This is a genomic window from Mesorhizobium sp. W016, from assembly GCF_054719485.1.
This window is the reverse complement of the sequence record NZ_JBTTIF010000002.1, coordinates 3,700,459-3,718,178: the sequence shown is the minus strand read 5'-3', so window position 1 is coordinate 3,718,178 and position 17,720 is coordinate 3,700,459. Positions and strand designations below refer to the sequence as shown.

The following is a 17,720-nucleotide window of genomic DNA, read 5'->3' as shown; positions in this document are numbered from 1 at the left end:
TCAGTCAGGTCGGGTCGGACTCCTCTTCCTCGAAGCTGACCGCGACATCCGAATTCGCCGACAGCCAGACTTTCTGGCCCTCGACCTCGGCAAGCAGGCTCAAGGGAATGTAGTGGTGATGCCCCTGATGGGCGCCCTCGCCGCTGTCGGCCTTGGTCAACTTGATCCGCTCGCCATCGACCCTGTCGACGGTGCCGATGTGAACGCCGTCGGCGCCGACCACTTCCATATGCTCGCGAATCTTGCTGGCCTCAGTCATGGGGTGTTCTCCTTTTGAAAACGATCGACGATAACAAACAGAGGCGGAATTGGATGCATCGCCTTTCGAATAGCACGATGTTTTGACTGTCTCGTGATAGGGAACGATCGAACCACGGCAGGCGGAGCGGAACCCCGATGCGAAATCTCGTCCTGATTGGCGTTTGCCTGCTGGTCCATCTGGCATCCGCCATGGCCGCCCGAGCGGGCGATGTCGCCGAGCTTGAAATCCTCGGCTTCAGCAAGGATGGCGGCGTCTTCGCCTTCGAGGAATATGGTGTGGCAGACGGTTCGGGCTTTCCCTATGCCAACCGCTACTACATCGACACCGCCGACGACACGTTCCTGAAGGGCACGCCAATCCGGGTCCGGCTAGAGGATGAGACCGCCTCGCTCGAGACGGCCCGTCAGCAAGCCAGGCAAAAAGGCGAAGCAATCATTGCCCAGGTCGAGCTTACCGCCAACCGCGGCATCACCGCCGGCTTCAACCCGGTGACCGAACTGTCGGCCGACCCGTTCCGCATGGTGGTCAACCCACGGCCGATCTTTTCGCCGGTCGACCCGCCGCTGCAATTCCGGCTCGACGAGATCGGCATGAACGACACCGAAAGCTGCCAGAGCCAAGGCGAGGTCAACGGTTTTCGCTTGCTGCGGATCGAGGCCAGGGATGGCGGCCAGACCCATCTGCTGCATGAGGATAAATCGATCCCGAAAAGCCGTGGCTGCCCGAACGGCTACCGGATCGGCGCGGTGCAGACATTTTCGATGGACGGCATCAGCGCCTATGCGGTGCTGATCGCGGTGCGCCAATACGGCTTCGAAGGGCCGGATTTTCGCTGGATCGCCGTGACCGGACGCCTGTGACATCGCTCGATCAATCCAGTTGGCGCAAGCGCGCCGGAAATCGCCTCAGCCGCGCCATGCCATCGACGGGCACGGCGCTTGTCGGCGCCTTGCTGTGGGCGATGGCCATGGGCGCCAGCGCGCTGACCGGTCTTTGGCTCGACAATTGGGAGACCCCGGAAAAGATCCGCTTCGTCGCCCTGCTGTTTGCGACCGGCGCGGCATTGGCCTTTCCCGTCGGGTTGTTCGCGGCGCGGCTGGTCTCGCTGGACCGGCACTGGGAGGTGGCGTTCGCCGCCGCCTTCGTCTGCCTGCTTGCCACGACGCTCGCCTTCACCGGCGGGTTGTTTGCGCTGCAATACCGCTCCTATTATGCCGAATGGCACGCGGAGGCCTTCACCGCCCGGTGGGCGTTCGAACTGGTCTTCACCTCGCTGACGGCGCTCTACCAGTTCGTGGTGCTGGGTATCAGGCTCTATCTTCCGCTCGGATTCATCGCGCTTGCCGCCGCCAGCGTGTGGTTTGCACGCCAGCAGCGTTGAGCATTCGGTCCGCCTCTGATAGGAGGCGCACTTAACCACCGACATATCAGGACTGACGGATGATCCCTCGCTATTCCCGGCCGGAAATGGTCGCCATCTGGTCGCCGGAAACCCGCTTCCGCATCTGGTTCGAAATCGAGGCCCATGCCTGCGATGCGCTGGCTGAGCTCGGCGTCATCCCCAGGGAAGCCGCCAAGACCATCTGGGAAAAGGGCAACGCGGCAAAATTTGACGTCGGCAAGATCGACGAGATCGAGGCCGTGACCAAGCACGACGTCATCGCCTTCCTCACCCATCTGGCCGAATTCGTCGGGCCGGATGCGCGTTTCATCCACCAGGGCATGACCTCGTCAGATGTTCTCGACACCTGCCTTGCGGTGCAGCTCGGCCGCGCCAGCGATATCCTGCTGGCCGACCTCGACGGCCTGCTCGCCGCGCTGAAGCGCCGGGCCTTCGAGCACAAGGACACCGTCACCATCGGCCGCAGCCACGGCATCCACGCCGAGCCGACCACGTTCGGCGTCAAGCTGGCGCAGGCCTATGCCGAGTTCTCACGCTGCCGCGAGCGGCTGGTGCACGCGCGAGAGGATATTGCCACCTGCGCTATCTCGGGCGCGATCGGCACCTTCGCCAACATCGACCCTTATGTCGAAGAGCATGTGGCGAAAAAGCTTGGGCTGAAGCCGGAGCCGGTGTCGACGCAGGTCATCCCGCGCGACCGCCACGCCATGTTCTTTGCCACGCTCGGGGTCATCGCCTCGTCGGTCGAGCGGCTGGCGACCGAGATCCGCCATCTGCAGCGCACTGAGGTGCTGGAAGCGGAAGAGTATTTTTCGCCGGGCCAGAAGGGCTCGTCGGCAATGCCGCACAAGCGCAACCCGGTGCTGACCGAAAACCTCACCGGCCTTGCCCGCATGGTGCGGTCCATGGCCTTGCCGGCAATGGAGAATGTGGCGCTCTGGCACGAGCGCGACATTTCGCATTCCTCGGTCGAGCGTATGATCGGCCCGGACGCCACGGTAACACTCGATTTCGCGCTGTCGCGGTTGACCGGCGTCGTCGACAAATTGCTGGTCTATCCCGACAACATGCTGAAGAACATGAACAAGTTCCGTGGCCTGGTGCATTCGCAGCGCGTGCTTTTGGCGCTGACGCAAGCCGGCGTCAGCCGCGAGGATGCCTACCGCCTGGTGCAGCGCAACGCCATGAAGGTATGGGAACATGGCGCTGATTTCCTTGAGGAATTGTTGGCCGACAGGGAAGTCACCGCAGCGCTTCCCGAAGCCGAGATCCGCGAAAAATTCGACTTGGGCTATCACACCAAGCATGTCGACACGATCTTCAAGCGGGTTTTCGGGTAGGTTTTCGATGCGGCTGGCCGTCCTTTCCGACATCCATGGGAATCTGCGCGCGCTTGAGGCGGTTCATGCGCAGATCAAAGACGCTTCTCCCGACATCATCGTCAATCTGGGCGATTGTCTCTCCGGGCCGCTATGGCCTGAAGAAACCGCGCAATATCTGATGGCGCAGAATTGGCCGACCGTGCGCGGGAATCACGACCGTGTGCTGATCGAGCCGCCTGCTTCCGGGTTGAAAACGTCGATGCTTTCACCCACCAACGCCTCTCTGAGACATCCCTGACCTGGCTCTCGGCCTTGCCGGTCACCCTGTCGCCTGCCCCGGACATCCTGCTTTGCCATGGCAGCCCCAGTGACGACGACGTGTTCCTGCTCGAGGAAGACGGAGGCAGCCACTTCCACCCCTCCAGTGAAAAGCAGATCAGGCACAAGCTGGGCAGCGCCGGCGCCGGGCTGACCTTGTGCGGCCATACACATACGCCGCGCGTTGTGCGCTTGTCGGACAACCGGACAATCCTCAATCCCGGCAGTGTCGGCATTCCCAGGTTTGGCTGTGACCGGCAGTCCGGATGCCCGCTATGCCCTTGCCACGCGCAAGGACACACAATGGTCGTTCAGCCATCATACGGTCAATTATGACTGGACCGAAGCATCCGGCCGCGCCACGGCGACCGGCTTCGACAGCTGGGCGCATGGGCTGCTGACGGGCTACGCCGCCAATTCCTTGTAAGAACCGAGCGGGCGCTCAGCCGGCGGCGCCCGGCACGGTGCGGATAACCGTGCCCCACGGATCTTCCCGCGTGGTTTCAGCGGTTGTCTTGTCCGACCGCATCTCGACCCAGGCCAGACCCGAGCGGGACGGATCGCGGCGGCCGGCGCCGGCGCTGTGCCACGAATTGCCACCGATATGATGGTGGTAGCCTCCCGACGACAGGAACACCGCCTGCCCTCCATACTTAGCGACCGTGTCGAAGCCAAATTCGTCGTGCCACCAGGCCTCGGCATCTTCCGGCCGGCCGACGCGCAGATGGACATGGCCGACAATGCTGTTTTGCGGCGCGCCCTGCCAGCCGGCGTCACCGGCCGGCACGCTGCCAACCACGGCAGCCAGGTTCAGCCGCTCGGTCGCCATGGCGATCTTGTCGCCGTTCCACTTCCACTCCTGCGGCAGACGGTCCCTATAGATTTCAATGCCGTTGCCTTCGGGGTCGGTCAGGTAGAGAGCCTCGCTGACCAGATGGTCGGAGGCGCCCTCGATGCGGATCTTGTTGGCGGCGGCGTGGTTTATCCAGCGGCCGAGATCGGCGCGGCTGGGCAGCAGGAAAGCGGTGTGGAACAGGCCGGCGCTGCGCGGATCGTCGGGCTTGGCCGCTGCATCAGGCTCGATCACCAGCAGCGGGCGCTCGGCAGCGCCCAGCGTGATGGCGCCATCGGCGCGGCTCAATTCCTGCAGGCCGACAACAGCCCGGTAGTAATCGGCAAGTCCTTCGGCGTCGCGCGCCTTCAGGCCCACGCGTGACACGCTGACGGGGGTCGTCGCGGCAAAAGGTAGTTCGCTCATAAAACTCTCCGTTCAGCGCATTATCCCAGGCCGCGCCACCAGTCTATTCTGTCGTCCATCTCTTCCTGCCTCAAATCGTCGATCCTGATCGTTCACACAAGATGGAAAGAATCGAACAGGTTGTTCACAATTGTGATGCACCGCATGCGTCAGCGCGGGTTGCACGAGACACGGCCGCTCGCTATCTCAGCGCCATGAAAGTCAAAGACGCAGATATTCTGATCGTGCCGGGCTACACCAATTCCGGCCCTGAACACTGGCAGACACGCTGGCAGTCGAAACTGTCGACAGCGCGTCGGGTCGAACAGGCGGAGTGGTCGAAGCCGGTGCGCGAGGACTGGACGACGAGCGTGGCGAACGCTGTCAACGAGGCCGAGCGGCCGGTGGTGATCGTTGCCCATTCGCTCGGTGTGGCGGCCGCGGTGCAGGCCATTCCGCAGTTCAGGAAGCCGGTCGCCGGCGCGTTTTTTGTCGCGCCGCCCGACGTCGCCAACCCGGAGATAAGGCCGCGTCACCTGATGACCTTTGGTCCCTATGCGCGCGAACCGCTGCCCTTCCCGTCCATCGTCATCGCCAGCCGCAACGATCCGTTCTGCGCCTTCGAGGTTGCCGAGGACATTGCCGCTGCCTGGGGTTCGCTGTTCATCGATGCCGGCGAAACCGGTCACCTCAATGAGGATGCCGGCTTCGGCCCGTGGCCGGAAGGGTCGATGACCTTCGCCAAGTTCCTGACCGACCTCAAGGCCTGACCGGGCAAGGCACCACGCCTCAGCCCTTTATCGAATCGTTCATGCTTTTGATGAGTATCTTTGCGCCGAGCGAAATCAGCGCATGGTCCGAGCCCATCGCCAGCAGCCGGTAGCCCATCGCCACGACGCGGCCGGCAATCGCCGGCTCAACGACGTAGATCGCCGCATGCTTGCCCGCCTTGCGCGTCCGCTCGGCGATGGAGGCGACGGTTTCCATCATGCTTTCCAGCGTCGAATTGACGGTGGCGCCATTCGACCAGGCGATGGAGAAATCCGATGGGCCGAGGAAGATGCCGTCAATGCCCGGCGTGTCGAGGATGCCGTCCAGCGCATCGAGTGCGGCGCGCGTTTCGACCATGGCAAAGGCCATGGTGCGTTGATTGGTGTCGCGCAGCCATTCGGCGTGGTCGCCTTTGCCATGGCGCGGAAAAGCATAGGTCGGGCCCCAGGAGCGCTCGCCCATCGGCGGATATTTCATCGCCGCGGCAAAGAGTTTTGCATCGGCCACCGAATTCACCATCGGTGCAATCACCGCCTCGGCACCGAAATCGAGGGCGCGGCTGGCCATGTCGAAGCGGCCGACCGGAATGCGCACCAGCGCCGGCTTGTTGGCGGCCAGCACCGGCACCAGGCCGCGCAAGACCGAGTCTTCGTGGTGTCCGCCATGCTGCATATCGAGGGTGACGGCGTCAAAACCCTGCTTGGCGATGATTTCGACCGTCAAAGCGTCCGGAACGCCGGACCAGGCGGTGAACAGCGTTTCATCCGCCGCCAGGCGTGACTTCAGGGACATGGGTGCTTTCCTCGTTGGGTAGAGCCTTGTAACAGGCCTACGCACAGTTTCAGCCGGAAAAGGCTGAAAAGGCAAAGAAAAACCGCCCGGCTGGACCGGGCGGTCGATTGGTCCAGCGCTACTCGCTCTAGGTGTTCTTGATCTGCTCGATCGCCTGCGCCATCAGTTCGTCCATGGTGCGGCGGATCTGGTGATCCGACTGGTCGACGCCGGCGGCGTCGAAATCTTTGCGGATCTTGCGGAATACGTCGTGATCGCCAGCTTCCTCGATGTCGGAAACCACAACTTCCTTGGCATAGGCGTCGGCGTCAGTGCCGGACTTGCCCAGCTTTTCGGCTGCCCACAGGCCAAGCGCCTTGTTGCGGCGTGCCGAAGCCTTGAAGCGAAGTTCTTCGTCGAAGGCGAATTTGCGCTCAAAACCCTCTTCGCGGTCTTTCATGCTGCTCATGGCTTCCCTCCGATGAAATCGATTCGCGTTGGTGATGGATATGTGTGCTGCCGCAGCACAAACCAAAAGGGCGCGGGCCGGTCAATATGCTACATCGCTTGCTGCGCTGCGGCATTTCATTCCTGAAAGCGGTCGATGGAAAGGATTTGCCGATTGAGCAAACGCTGTGATTGGGATAGACCCGGCATTGAACCCCACCCGTCGCCGCACCAATTTAGGCAGACGGACAGGAACTGGTCGCTTGCCGCCTGCCCGCAAATCCAGAGAAAAATCAGATGAAAAATCGCCGCCGCATTTATGAAGGCAAGGCCAAGATCCTCTATGAGGGACCGGAACCGGGCACACTTATCCAGTTCTTCAAGGATGATGCGACCGCATTCAACAAGAAGAAGCACGAGGTCATCGACGGCAAGGGGGTGCTCAACAACCGCATCTCCGAATATATTTTCAACCATCTGAACCGCATGGGCATTCCGACCCACTTCATCCGCCGGCTCAACATGCGCGAGCAGTTGATCAAGGAAGTCGAGATCATTCCGCTCGAAGTGGTGGTGCGCAATGTCGCCGCCGGCTCGCTGTCCAAGCGCCTCGGCATCGAGGAAGGCACCGTTCTGCCGCGCTCGATCATCGAATTCTATTATAAGGCCGATGCGCTCGACGATCCGATGGTGTCGGAAGAGCACATCACCGCTTTCGGCTGGGCAAGCCCGCAGGAGATCGACGACGTCATGGCGCTGGCCATCCGCGTCAACGACTTCCTCTCCGGCCTGTTCATGGGTGTCGGCATCCAACTCGTGGATTTCAAGATCGAATGCGGCCGCCTGTTCGAGGGCGACATGATGCGCATCGTCGTTGCCGACGAGATCTCGCCGGATTCGTGCCGGCTGTGGGACGTGGCAACGCAGGACAAGCTCGACAAGGACCGTTTCCGCCGCGATATGGGCGGCCTCGTCGAAGCCTATCAGGAAGTTGCCCGCCGCCTTGGCATCATGAACGAGAACGAGCCGCCGCGCCCGACCGGCCCGGTGCTCGTCGCGTCGACCGATGGCCTCAAAGGCAAGCCGCACTAAGTCTTCATTTCTTGACGCAATTCCGGACGAAAAACCGCTTCAGACTTTTCCTGGAATTGCTAAGTCTTCGAACAGGAACCTGTCCAGCATGATCAAGGCCCGCATCACCGTCACCCTCAAGAACGGCGTGCTCGACCCGCAGGGAAAAGCCATAGAGCACGCTCTGTCCGGACTGGGGTTCGGCGGCGTCGGCCAGGTGCGGCAAGGCAAGGTCTTCGACCTCGAACTTTCAGAGACCGATAAGGCCAAGGCCGAAGCCGATCTGAAAGCCATGTGCGACAAGCTGCTGGCGAACACGGTGATCGAGAATTACGCGGTGGAGATCGCTTGATATGAAATCAGCTGTCGTTCTTCTCCCCGGCCTCAACCGCGACCGCGACATGATTGCGGCGCTGACCAAGATCTCCGGGCAGGCGCCGGCGACCGTCTGGCAGACCGACACCGAAATCCCTGATGTGGACCTGATCGCCATTCCCGGCGGCTTCTCGTTCGGCGACTATCTGCGTTGCGGCGCCATTGCCGCGCGCATGCCGGTCATGCGGGCGGTGGCGGAAAAGGCGGCCAAGGGCGTCATGGTCATTGGCGTCTGCAACGGCTTCCAGATCCTGGTCGAGGCTGGCCTTTTGCCCGGCGCGCTGATGCGCAATGCCTCGCTGAAATTCGTCTGCCGAGAGGTGAAGCTCGAAATCGCCAACGCCAACACCATGTTCACCCGCCGCTACCAGCCGGGTCAGATCATCCGCACGCCGGTGGCGCATCACGACGGCAATTATTTCGCCGACGCCGACACGCTTGCCCGTCTCGAAGGCGAAGGACAGGTGGTGTTTCGCTATGCCGAGGGCAGCAATCCCAATGGCTCGATGAACGACATTGCCGGTATCGTCAGCGAGAAGGGCAATGTGCTCGGCCTGATGCCGCATCCCGAAAACCTGATCGAGGCAGCGCATGGCGGAAGCGACGGCCGCGCCCTGTTCGAAGGCGCGCTCGGCATCGCCGCCTGATATCTCTTCGAATTCCTTTCAAAACGCGGGGGCGGTTGACCATGAGACTGACGATTGTTCGCCTGGGTCTCCTGGCTGCCGCCGGTTTTGCGCTGGCATCCTGCCAGTCGAGCCCGAAGAGCGCGCCGGTGCCCACGGGCAAGAGCGCTTCGCTGCTCGCCATGGAACAGGTGGCGATATCAGCCCACAAATGCTGGATCGCCAGCAAGGATCCCGCCTTCAAATCGTATCAGATGGCCAATGAGCTGAATTCGTTCAGCGGCACGCCCCGCTTCCTGCTGGTGCCGGCCAAGCATTATGGCGGCAAGCCGCTGCTGGTCGTCCAGGCGCAAGGCAATTCCAGCCGCGTCGACGTGTTCGGTCCGCTGATGGACGATCCGCTCGGCGCGCGCATCGGATCCGACGTTGCACGCTGGCAAACGGGCAATCCGTCGTGTAACGCGGCCGCCTGACGCCAGTGGGCCGCTTCCTGCAGATTGCGGGATTGATCATCGGTCTGGCCGGGCTTGTCCTGCAAGCGTGCATCACCATCCCGGCATCGATGGAAGCCGGCCGCAGTTTTCTCGGCTCCATCGTCTTTCTGTTCAGCTTCTTCACCATCCTGACCAACATCGGTGCAGTGCTGGTCCATGTCTCGCTGCTGTCGCCTTCGGGCTACGCCTGGCTGCCGGCCTTTGCCGGGCCGCGGATGCGGGCGGGCGTGGCGGCTTCCATCGCCCTGGTCTTCATCGTCTATGCCACGGTTCTGGCGCAGCTCTGGCAGCCGCAAGGGCTGTTTCTGCTCTGTGACGTGCTGCTGCACTATGTGACGCCGGTGCTGTTCGTGCTGTGGTGGCTTGTTGCAGGCGCTGACGGCAGGACACGCTGGAGCGACATTTCGTGGTGGATGGCCTATCCGATCGCCTATCTCGCCTATGCGCTGGCGCGCGCACCGATCGCAGGCGAAGTGCCCTACCCGTTCCTCGACGTTGCGAAAAACGGCGCGGCCAACGTCGCCCTTGCGGCGCTGGCCGTCACCGGTGTTTTCCTGGTGCTGTGCATCCTCGCCGTGCTTGCCGATAGGGGCGTCTCACGCCTCAGGGCTCCGCGCACCCGTCGCTGACCAGACTACAAGTTAGTCCCAGATTTGCCTGATGCCTTCGCGGTGAGCGTCGTCACGCGACACACCGATGTCCCTGAGCTGCTCGTCGGTCATTTCGAGCAAGGCCAGGCGGCCGCGACGGCGCTCGATCAACGCTTCGATCCATCGCGCCAGCGATCTGACCACATGCACGATCCGGCCGACAAAGCCTCGCCGGCTGGACGGCCCGACCAATTCAATGCCCGCGCAGCGGATTGTCTCGATTGTATCCATTGTTTTTCTGCCAACCTTGCAAATTGTACCCATCTTGGTACGGTTCTGATATGCATTGACACCCGATCTGGTGCAATATACAGAATTGTCACCATGACAAATTGGCTCCCTGACCTCACCATCGGTTCCGGCCCGCTTTACCAGCGCCTTGCCGACAGCATCGAGTCGGACATCGACAAGGGCGTTATCGATGCCGGGGCAAAATTGCCGCCGCAGCGCGATCTCGCCTATGACATCGGCACGACGGTCGGCACGATCGGCCGGGCCTATCAGCTGCTGCGCGAACGCGGGCTGGTGAGCGGCGAAGTCGGACGCGGGACCTATGTGCTGGCGCAGCAATCGGAAGCGGCGTCACCCGAATTCGCCGAGCCGGCCGTGCAAGGCACGCGCTATGTCGATGCACCGCCCGGCAAGCTGCGTTTCGACAGCACTGCCGCGCCCGACATCGGCCAGGGCGCCATTGTCGCTGACATGCTCTCGCGCACGGTGCAGGATCACCCGCACGAGATTTCGAGCTACACCAGGGATTTTCCGGAGTGCTGGTTCGAGGCCGGCGCCCGCTGGCTGTCGCGCAATTCGTTCCGTCCGGCGGCCGACACCATCGTTCCCACGCTTGGCACACATGCCGCGGTGATGGCGGCGATTGCGGCACTGACCACACCGGGCGACTATGTCGCCTTCGAGCACCTCACCTATTCGCAGATCGCCCGCAGCGCCGGGCTGATCGGGCGGCGCATAGCACTGGTGGCATCGGACGAAGAAGGCCTCGATCCCGAGGATTTCGAACGCGTCTGCGCGCAAAAGCACCCGAAGATGATCTTCCTGATGCCGACGGTGCAGAACCCGACGCTGGCGATCCTGTCGGTTTCGCGCCGCGAGGCGATCGCCCGCGTCGCGCGCGCGTACAATGTCATCGTCATCGAGGACGATCTCTATGGCGGCCTGACCGAAGATCCGACGCCGCTCATCGCCGAATATGCGCCCGAGCGCACCATTGTCGCCGGCGGTCTGTCGAAATCGGTCGTGGCAGGTGTTCGCGGCGGCTGGCTCTCCTGCCCGCCCGCCTATCGCCATCGCATGCGCGTCGCCCACAAGATGATGACCGGCGGGATGCCGTTCGTGCTGGCGGAGGTGAATGCGCGGCTGGTGCTGTCTGGGCAGGCTGGCGATATCCGCAAACGCAGCATTGCCGAAATTGCCGCCCGCATCGCCATCGTGCGCGAGACACTGGCGGGTTTCGCCTTCAAGTCACACGGCAGCGTGCCCTTCGTCTGGCTGACGCTGCCCGATCCCTGGCTGTCCGGCACGTTCAGGAGCGCATGCCTCGAAAATGGCGTGCTCCTCGACGACGAGGACGAGTTCAAGGCGGGGCGTTCCGAGCAGGTTTTTCACGGCGTGCGTTTCGGCGTCTCGCAGCCAAGGCGGCGCGAGGACATCACCGGCGGCGTCGCGGTGATCCGGCGGCTGCTGGAGGAAGGCCGCGCCGGCTACGACAGTTCGTCCTGACTCGGTCCTCCTGTATCCCGATCTTCAGGTTCAGCCCTCTGCCTTGAAGTTTTTGGCTTCCTTTGCGCCCTTGTCCTTGCCGTGCTTCTCGGCCAGGTCCTTGGCCTGCTTGGGCGAAACGTCGGTGGTCTCGGCAATATGCATGGCCTCCTTGTCGGAGAGGCGATTGTCTTTCTTGCCTTGCTTGGTGGCCATGTTGAAATCTCCTGATTGGTTTGAGGCCTAACGGCCGGGATGCCATAGCGTTCCCCAGCGGCTCCCCGCTACCATCGTCGCCCTGTGGTTTTCCGGCGTTTTTCGTCATCCAATGGGGTGTATCACGCCAAAGCTTGCGATATGAGGGGACTCAAATTCCCCTCTCCCATGGACATCAATCGCCGCCCATGACCATTTCCAATTCCGTGCCGATCACCCCGGAACTCATCGCCGCGCATGGGCTGAAGCCCGACGAATACCAGCGCATCCTCGACCTGGTCGGGCGCGAACCGAGCTTTACCGAACTCGGCATCTTCTCGGCGATGTGGAATGAGCACTGCTCCTACAAATCCTCGAAGAAATGGCTGCGCACGCTGCCGACCACCGGGCCGCAGGTCATCCAGGGTCCGGGCGAGAATGCCGGCGTGGTCGATATCGGCGATGGCGACTGCGTCGTCTTCAAGATGGAGAGCCACAACCATCCCTCCTACATCGAGCCCTACCAGGGTGCGGCGACCGGCGTCGGCGGCATATTGCGCGATGTCTTCACCATGGGCGCGCGGCCGATTGCGGCGATGAACGCTTTGCGCTTCGGCGCACCGGACCATCCCAAGACCAGGCACCTGGTCAGCGGCGTGGTTTCCGGCGTCGGAGGATACGGCAACGCCTTTGGCGTGCCGACCGTCGGCGGCGAGGTCAATTTCGACGCCCGCTACAACGGCAACATCCTGGTCAACGCCTTTGCCGCCGGCCTCGCCAAGACAGATGCGATCTTCCTGTCGGAAGCCAAGGGCGTCGGCCTGCCGGTCGTCTATCTCGGCGCCAAGACCGGCCGCGACGGCGTCGGCGGCGCCACCATGGCCTCGGCCGAGTTCGACGACAAGATCGACGAGAAGCGCCCGACCGTGCAGGTCGGCGATCCCTTCACCGAAAAATGCCTGCTCGAAGCCTGCCTTGAGCTGATGGCGTCCGGCGCCGTCATCGCCATCCAGGACATGGGTGCGGCCGGCCTCACCTGTTCGGCGGTCGAGATGGGCGCCAAGGGCGACCTCGGCATCGAGCTTCACCTCGACCAGGTGCCGGTGCGCGAAGAGCGCATGAGCGCCTATGAGATGATGCTGTCGGAGAGCCAGGAGCGCATGCTGATGGTGCTGCGCCCCGAGAAGGAAAAGGAAGCCGAGGCGATCTTCCACAAATGGGGCCTCGACTTCGCCATTGTCGGCAAGACCACCGACGATCTGCGCTTCCGCGTCATTCACCAGGGTGACGAGGTCGCCAACCTGCCGATCAAGGACCTTGGCGACAAGGCGCCGGAATATGACCGCCCCTGGGTCGAGCCGAAGAAGCCTGCGGCGCTCGCAGCCGGCGATGCGCCGAAGGCCGATGTCGCCGATGCGCTGTTGAAACTGCTCGGCGGGCCGGACCTGTCGTCGCGGCGCTGGGTGTGGGAGCAGTACGACACGCTGATCCAGGGCAATTCGCTGCAGCTTCCGGGCGGCGACGCCGGCGTGGTGCGCGTCCAAGGCCATCCGACCAAGGCGCTCGCCTTCTCCTCCGACGTGACGCCGCGCTATTGCGAGGCCGACCCGTATGAAGGCGGCAAGCAGGCGGTGGCCGAATGCTGGCGCAACCTCACCGCCACCGGCGCGCTGCCGCTGGCGGCGACGGACAACCTCAATTTCGGCAATCCGGAACGGCCTGAGATCATGGGCCAACTGGTCGGCGCGGTGAAAGGCATTGGCGATGCCTGCCGGGCGCTCGGCTTCCCGATCGTGTCGGGCAATGTCTCGCTCTACAATGAAACCAATGGCCAGGGCATCCTGCCGACGCCGACCATCGGCGGCGTCGGGCTGATCGCCGACTGGTCGAAGATGACCCGTATCGGCTTCGCCGCCGAGGGCCAGATGATCCTGCTGGTGGGCGCACCCGCAAGCTGGGGCAGCCATCTCGGCCAGTCCGCCTATTTCAGAGACATTCACGGTCGGACCGACGGGCCGCCGCCACCCGTCGACCTCGCCCATGAAAAGCGCGTCGGCGACCACGTGCGCGCGCTGATCGCGTCGGGCGTCGTGACCGCGGCGCATGACCTTTCCGATGGCGGCTTGGCGATAGCCCTGGCCGAGATGGCGATGGCGTCCGGCATCGGCGCCACAATTCCGGGGCTCGCCGGCACCGACCCGATCCCGGTCTGGTTCGGCGAAGACCAGGGCCGCTACCTGCTGACGCTGTCCGTCGATCCGCAGAGCAAGGAATGGGACGCCATCCGCGAGGAACAGAGCAAGCTCGGCATCTTTGCGCCATGGATCGGCTCGACCGGTGGAAACGAACTGAAGCTCGGCGATGCCAGGGCGATCCCGGTCAGCGAATTGACTGCCGCCCACGAAGGCTGGTTCCCGAACTTCATGGACAAGTCCATTTGACCAGCCTGGCAGCCCGGACGCTGATCGCAGTCGTCTTCTGGCCGTCGCTGTTCTTCTTCTGGTTCCTCGGGCCGTTCGTCTTTTTCCTGCTGTCGACGACCTCGAGCGAGGTCTGTCCGCTGCTGGAAAGGCGTGAACAGTTCCTTGAGGCGGCCAATGGCACACTGCCGATGCTGGCCTTGCAAAGCCTGATCTACGCGATCCCCATCGTCTGCCTGGTGCTGTGGAGCCGCCTTTTGCCGAACCCGGCGCGCGCAAGGCATGTCGCCACCTGCATCAACCTCTTTGCCGTTGCGGTCATTACGGGCGCGCTGTGGGAATACGGCTCATCGCTGATCTGCGACGGCAATGGCCAACCATTCTTTTCGCCCCTGTGGCAGATGACCAGCTATCTCCCGATCATCAACCTGGCGCTCAACATCCCGCTCTATGTCCTGGTGTTCAGCCTTGGCCGGGGGTTCTCGACCCGCGACGACATTACCGAAGATGGTGTGGTTCACCCGCGGCAGGATGGCACTTAGACACTGCGTCGCCGACAGAACGGCTTCAACCCGGACCAGAAAGGCTTTAGGCTGCCGTCCGAGTCACTCGTGCCTAGCCGCCCAGAACAGGATTTTGCCATGGCAATGGATGCCCACGACATCGAAAAACTGATCAAGGACGGCATTCCGGACGCCAAGGTGACGATCCGCGACCTCGCCGGTGACGGCGATCACTATGCAGCCGAAGTGGTGGCCGAAAGCTTCCGCGGAAAGAGCCGCGTCCAGCAGCACCAGATGGTCTATGATGCGCTGAAGGGCAATATGGGCGGCGTGCTGCACGCGCTGGCGTTGCAGACCAGTGTGCCGGACTGACGCCAGGCTGGCCTAGCGCGTCGGCGGCTGGCTTGCCAACACGGCAATGATCGGCCCTGCCGGATATCTTCCGCCGACAATCATCCTGTCGCCATCCGACAGCGCGGAGACCGCGCCGTCGAGGAACAGCGCGTTGCGGCATTGTAGCGCGTCGCGAAACAGCCGCGCAAAGCTGCCGAAACTGACCTCAGACCGCGAGATCGCCAGCAAAACGGTGTTTTCATCGCGCACGCCGACGCCGTTCCTGATGTAGCGCGAGGTTCCGTTCGGCTCGAAGCGTGGATGAATCTGGCCATCGATCACCAGCATCGGGCCCGACTGCGTGGCGAAGGCGACATCGGGTTTGGCGGCGGCATAGGCGTTGCTTTCCATGACAGCCGCCTTGCCGTCCTTGCCGACCAGAAAGACGCCGTTCGGCTTCAGGAAGAAATTGCCTTCGCTATCGGCAAGATTGAGCCGTGACTTTTCGCTGCCGTCCTCGACCAGCAGGCCGACCGGCGACAAATCCTCGTGATACATGCCGCCATTCATGGCGAGCAGCACCGGCCTCCCCTCGCCCGCAACCGCCTTGTCGAAGGCTTCGAGCGAACCAAAAGGCTTGCCATCGGCGCTGGCGTGGAAAACACCGATGCTGTCGGCGCGAATATCGATCTCGCAGACGACATAGGTCACCGCCTCGAAGGCGACATTCCGGCAAGGCGCGGGCAGGTCACCGCCAATGACCAGCGGCGGCGGCTCCGGGCGTCTCGGCCACCAGACAACGGCAATCGCCGCCAGCAGGATGGCGATCGGAAGGGCGGCGCCATATCGTCTTTTCATCATGTTCCGAAGGCTGCAATCGGGTCGGATGCTTGGCCCAAGACAGGCGATCCTTTGCGCCATTTCCGCGACGGCGGCGCAAACATCTTGTTTCGGCCCATCTATGGGTTTATTTGATGGCTATGCTTCGAGCCTGACTCCCACAGGCGTGAAAGGATATCTCATGAGCGGCATCAACGACTACATCGACAGCGAAGTGAAGGGCAACGACGTCGTCCTTTTCATGAAGGGCACGCCCGGTTTTCCGCAGTGCGGCTTTTCCGGCCAGGTCGTCCAGATCCTCGATTACATCGGAGCCGACTACAAGGGCGTCGACGTGCTGACCTCGGCCGAACTGCGCCAGGGCATCAAGGAATATTCGAACTGGCCGACGATCCCGCAGCTTTACGTCAAGGGCGAATTCGTCGGCGGCTGCGACATCATCCGCGAAATGTTCCAGGCGGGCGAGCTGCAGACGTTGCTCGTCGACAAGGGCGTCAGCGTCAAAGCGACAGCCTGATTCTGAGTTGAGACGGGGCAGCCCCGCCCCGGCAAAATGTTACCTCCCCCTATCGGAGTGAGGACGAAGTTATGCGCCGGCATGCCGGCGCATATTCGTTTTGAAGATCGGACCCGCCGTGGACCAGCCAGCAAAAGCGCCGCAACAGGCACGCAAATTGCCTATTCCGCGCTGGGAATTCATCGCGCTGTGCGCGGCACTGATGGCGTTGAACTCGCTGGCCATCGACATCATGCTGCCGGCACTGCAGCAAATCGGCGCCACGCTTGGCGTTGAGAATGAAAACCACCGCCAGTATGTGATCACCGCCTATATATTGGGCTTCGGTGGCGGACAGCTTTTCTTCGGACCGATCTCGGACCGGTTCGGGCGCCGCGCGCCGCTCGTTGCCGGGCTGGCGATTTATGTCGTGGCGGCGGCAGCTGCCGCCATCGCCCCGTCATTCGCCGTCCTGCTGCTGTGCCGGCTGGTGCAAGGCATCGGTGCGGCGGCGACCCGCGTCATCGCCGTCTCGATCGTGCGCGACACGTTCGACGGTCGGCGCATGGCCGAGGTGATGTCTCTGATCTTCATGGTGTTCATGGCCATCCCGGTGATCGCGCCTGGGATCGGCCAGTTCATCATGCTGTTCGCAACATGGCACTGGATCTTCGTCACCATGGCCGTCGGAGCGCTGATCGTGTCGGCGTGGTCGCTGCTGCGGCTGCCGGAGACGCTGCATCCGGAGTACCGCCGGCCGCTGACAGTCTCATCCGTCGTCGGTGGTTTCCGCATCGTGCTCACCAACCGCATGGCGCTTTGCTACGCCTTTGCCAGCACCTTCATTTTCGCCGCCATGTTCGGCTTCATCGCCTCCGCACAGCAGATCTATGTCGACATTTTTCATGTCGGCGAATTGTTTCCTGTCATCTTCGCGGGTGTCGCCGGCGTTCTCGCTTTTTCGAACTACCTCAACTCGCGCCTGGTCGGCCGCATCGGCATGCGCCGCCTGTCGCAGAGCGCACTGCTGTTGTTCCTGGTGATCAGCCTTGCCTGGCTCACCGTTTCGCTTCAAATGAAGATGCCACTCTGGCTGTTCATCACCTTCTTCGCCAGCGCGATGCTCCCGTTCGGCGCGCTCGGCGCCAATTTCAACGCGCTCGCGATGGAGCCGCTCGGCCAACTGGCGGGCACCGCGTCGTCCATCCTGGGCTTCATGCAGACTTTTCTCGGCGGCATCCTCGGCACGCTGATCGGCCAGGCCTTCAACGGCACGGTGACGCCGCTTGCCGCCGGCTTCTGCAGCGTCTCGGTCGCGGCCCTCCTGATGATCCTGATCGCCGAGCGCGGCAAGATGTTCCAGCCGCACAACCCACCCATTTCAGGGCACGTCACCGACCTGCATTGAGCAACTGTTCTGCGCTACGAGTTTTATTTGTCTCAGACCGCAGCCACCTTCAAGCGACGCGTT

The 17,720-nt window shown here is 62.7% G+C and carries 25 protein-coding genes; 18 read left to right on the top strand and 7 right to left on the bottom strand.

Going from position 1 to position 17,720, the window contains the following annotated elements:
• Nucleotides 1–4: 4 nt before the first annotated feature.
• Nucleotides 5–259, bottom strand: a complete 255-nt coding sequence (locus ACYG9V_RS18450; protein ID WP_023669083.1) for a DUF2171 domain-containing protein — start codon at nucleotides 257–259, stop codon at nucleotides 5–7.
• Nucleotides 260–396: 137 nt separating this feature from the next.
• On the opposite strand from ACYG9V_RS18450, the gene ACYG9V_RS18445 reads away from it, so the two are divergent.
• The 6 genes from ACYG9V_RS18445 to ACYG9V_RS18420 are packed head-to-tail and all read left to right on the top strand — an operon-like array spanning nucleotide 397 to nucleotide 3,731.
• Nucleotides 397–1,122, top strand: coding sequence for a DUF2259 domain-containing protein (locus tag ACYG9V_RS18445; protein WP_352765016.1), 726 nt, complete (start codon nucleotides 397–399; stop codon nucleotides 1,120–1,122).
• Between the two features lie 56 nt (nucleotides 1,123–1,178).
• Entirely contained in the window at nucleotides 1,179–1,643 is a 465-nt protein-coding gene (locus ACYG9V_RS18440; protein WP_352765027.1) for a hypothetical protein, read from the top strand.
• A 59-nt stretch (nucleotides 1,644–1,702) separates the two neighbouring features.
• Nucleotides 1,703–3,004 (top strand): adenylosuccinate lyase, encoded by a 1,302-nt coding sequence (gene purB / locus ACYG9V_RS18435; RefSeq protein WP_023709321.1) that lies wholly within the window; start codon nucleotides 1,703–1,705, stop codon nucleotides 3,002–3,004.
• A gap of 7 nt (nucleotides 3,005–3,011) precedes the next feature.
• Nucleotides 3,012–3,284: a metallophosphoesterase family protein gene (locus ACYG9V_RS18430; protein ID WP_023708634.1), complete on the top strand. Its 273-nt coding sequence runs from the start codon at nucleotides 3,012–3,014 to the stop codon at nucleotides 3,282–3,284.
• A complete protein-coding gene (locus ACYG9V_RS18425; RefSeq protein WP_084565859.1) occupies nucleotides 3,176–3,640 on the top strand; it encodes a metallophosphoesterase family protein in 465 nt (154 codons plus the stop codon). Before ACYG9V_RS18430 ends, ACYG9V_RS18425 begins: the two co-directional genes overlap by 109 nt.
• Nucleotides 3,555–3,731, top strand: coding sequence for a hypothetical protein (locus ACYG9V_RS18420; protein ID WP_023708635.1), 177 nt, complete (start codon nucleotides 3,555–3,557; stop codon nucleotides 3,729–3,731). The genes ACYG9V_RS18425 and ACYG9V_RS18420 overlap by 86 nt, the downstream gene beginning before the upstream one ends.
• A 15-nt stretch (nucleotides 3,732–3,746) precedes the next feature.
• Here ACYG9V_RS18420 and ACYG9V_RS18415 read toward each other — a convergent pair whose 3' ends face one another.
• Nucleotides 3,747–4,562: a VOC family protein gene (locus tag ACYG9V_RS18415; protein ID WP_352765014.1), complete on the bottom strand. Its 816-nt coding sequence runs from the start codon at nucleotides 4,560–4,562 to the stop codon at nucleotides 3,747–3,749.
• 194 nt (nucleotides 4,563–4,756) lie between these two features.
• Here ACYG9V_RS18415 and ACYG9V_RS18410 point away from each other — a divergent pair, with 194 nt between their 5' ends.
• Nucleotides 4,757–5,311 carry an RBBP9/YdeN family alpha/beta hydrolase gene (locus ACYG9V_RS18410; RefSeq protein ID WP_023690188.1) on the top strand — a complete coding sequence of 185 codons (555 nt, stop codon included), beginning with the start codon at nucleotides 4,757–4,759 and terminating at the stop codon, nucleotides 5,309–5,311.
• A 19-nt stretch (nucleotides 5,312–5,330) separates the two neighbouring features.
• On the opposite strand, the gene ACYG9V_RS18405 is transcribed toward ACYG9V_RS18410, so the two are convergent.
• Both ACYG9V_RS18405 and ACYG9V_RS18400 read right to left on the bottom strand, forming a co-directional pair.
• Nucleotides 5,331–6,104, bottom strand: coding sequence for an HpcH/HpaI aldolase family protein (locus tag ACYG9V_RS18405; protein ID WP_023669090.1), 774 nt, complete (start codon nucleotides 6,102–6,104; stop codon nucleotides 5,331–5,333).
• Between the two features lie 127 nt (nucleotides 6,105–6,231).
• Complete coding sequence (locus tag ACYG9V_RS18400) at nucleotides 6,232–6,552, bottom strand: DUF1476 domain-containing protein (RefSeq protein ID WP_023669091.1); 321 nt, start codon at nucleotides 6,550–6,552, stop codon at nucleotides 6,232–6,234.
• Nucleotides 6,553–6,827: 275 nt separating this feature from the next.
• Here ACYG9V_RS18400 and purC point away from each other — a divergent pair, with 275 nt between their 5' ends.
• The 5 genes from purC (at nucleotide 6,828) to ACYG9V_RS18375 (ending at nucleotide 9,725) form a co-directional block, all read left to right on the top strand.
• A complete protein-coding gene (gene purC, locus ACYG9V_RS18395; RefSeq protein WP_013532127.1) occupies nucleotides 6,828–7,622 on the top strand; it encodes a phosphoribosylaminoimidazolesuccinocarboxamide synthase in 795 nt (264 codons plus the stop codon).
• A gap of 88 nt (nucleotides 7,623–7,710) precedes the next feature.
• On the top strand, nucleotides 7,711–7,953 hold the full coding sequence (gene purS / locus ACYG9V_RS18390; RefSeq protein ID WP_023669092.1) for a phosphoribosylformylglycinamidine synthase subunit PurS: 243 nt from the start codon (nucleotides 7,711–7,713) through the stop codon (nucleotides 7,951–7,953).
• 1 nt (nucleotide 7,954) lies between these two features.
• Entirely contained in the window at nucleotides 7,955–8,623 is a 669-nt protein-coding gene (gene purQ, locus ACYG9V_RS18385) for a phosphoribosylformylglycinamidine synthase subunit PurQ (RefSeq protein WP_023711489.1), read from the top strand.
• A 41-nt stretch (nucleotides 8,624–8,664) separates the two neighbouring features.
• The gene (locus tag ACYG9V_RS18380) at nucleotides 8,665–9,075 is read left to right on the top strand and encodes a hypothetical protein (RefSeq protein ID WP_352765013.1); all 411 of its coding nucleotides are present in this window, start codon (nucleotides 8,665–8,667) and stop codon (nucleotides 9,073–9,075) included.
• Nucleotides 9,076–9,080: 5 nt separating this feature from the next.
• A complete protein-coding gene (locus ACYG9V_RS18375) occupies nucleotides 9,081–9,725 on the top strand; it encodes a Pr6Pr family membrane protein (protein ID WP_352765012.1) in 645 nt (214 codons plus the stop codon).
• 12 nt (nucleotides 9,726–9,737) lie between these two features.
• Here the strand turns inward: ACYG9V_RS18375 and ACYG9V_RS18370 are convergent, their stop codons facing one another.
• Entirely contained in the window at nucleotides 9,738–9,977 is a 240-nt protein-coding gene (locus ACYG9V_RS18370) for a DUF1127 domain-containing protein (RefSeq protein ID WP_460221993.1), read from the bottom strand.
• A 93-nt stretch (nucleotides 9,978–10,070) separates the two neighbouring features.
• On the opposite strand from ACYG9V_RS18370, the gene ACYG9V_RS18365 reads away from it, so the two are divergent.
• Nucleotides 10,071–11,483, top strand: a complete 1,413-nt coding sequence (locus ACYG9V_RS18365) for an aminotransferase-like domain-containing protein (RefSeq protein ID WP_352765009.1) — start codon at nucleotides 10,071–10,073, stop codon at nucleotides 11,481–11,483.
• Nucleotides 11,484–11,513: 30 nt separating this feature from the next.
• Here ACYG9V_RS18365 and ACYG9V_RS18360 read toward each other — a convergent pair whose 3' ends face one another.
• A complete protein-coding gene (locus tag ACYG9V_RS18360; protein WP_023669098.1) occupies nucleotides 11,514–11,678 on the bottom strand; it encodes a hypothetical protein in 165 nt (54 codons plus the stop codon).
• 188 nt (nucleotides 11,679–11,866) lie between these two features.
• On the opposite strand from ACYG9V_RS18360, the gene purL reads away from it, so the two are divergent.
• The 3 genes from purL to ACYG9V_RS18345 all read left to right on the top strand — a co-directional run bounded on the left by purL (nucleotide 11,867) and on the right by ACYG9V_RS18345 (nucleotide 14,952).
• Nucleotides 11,867–14,098, top strand: a complete 2,232-nt coding sequence (gene purL, locus ACYG9V_RS18355) for a phosphoribosylformylglycinamidine synthase subunit PurL (protein ID WP_352765007.1) — start codon at nucleotides 11,867–11,869, stop codon at nucleotides 14,096–14,098.
• Nucleotides 14,095–14,619, top strand: coding sequence for a hypothetical protein (locus ACYG9V_RS18350; protein WP_023734531.1), 525 nt, complete (start codon nucleotides 14,095–14,097; stop codon nucleotides 14,617–14,619). The genes purL and ACYG9V_RS18350 overlap by 4 nt, the downstream gene beginning before the upstream one ends.
• A 99-nt stretch (nucleotides 14,620–14,718) precedes the next feature.
• Complete coding sequence (locus tag ACYG9V_RS18345; RefSeq protein ID WP_010909092.1) at nucleotides 14,719–14,952, top strand: BolA/IbaG family iron-sulfur metabolism protein; 234 nt, start codon at nucleotides 14,719–14,721, stop codon at nucleotides 14,950–14,952.
• Between the two features lie 12 nt (nucleotides 14,953–14,964).
• Here ACYG9V_RS18345 and ACYG9V_RS18340 read toward each other — a convergent pair whose 3' ends face one another.
• A complete protein-coding gene (locus ACYG9V_RS18340) occupies nucleotides 14,965–15,774 on the bottom strand; it encodes a phosphodiester glycosidase family protein (RefSeq protein ID WP_352765006.1) in 810 nt (269 codons plus the stop codon).
• A gap of 160 nt (nucleotides 15,775–15,934) precedes the next feature.
• On the opposite strand from ACYG9V_RS18340, the gene grxD reads away from it, so the two are divergent.
• Together grxD and ACYG9V_RS18330 are read left to right on the top strand one after the other, a co-directional pair.
• A complete protein-coding gene (gene grxD / locus ACYG9V_RS18335) occupies nucleotides 15,935–16,270 on the top strand; it encodes a Grx4 family monothiol glutaredoxin (protein WP_023669102.1) in 336 nt (111 codons plus the stop codon).
• A gap of 118 nt (nucleotides 16,271–16,388) precedes the next feature.
• Complete coding sequence (locus ACYG9V_RS18330) at nucleotides 16,389–17,657, top strand: multidrug effflux MFS transporter (RefSeq protein ID WP_023684881.1); 1,269 nt, start codon at nucleotides 16,389–16,391, stop codon at nucleotides 17,655–17,657.
• Nucleotides 17,658–17,720: the final 63 nt, after the last annotated feature.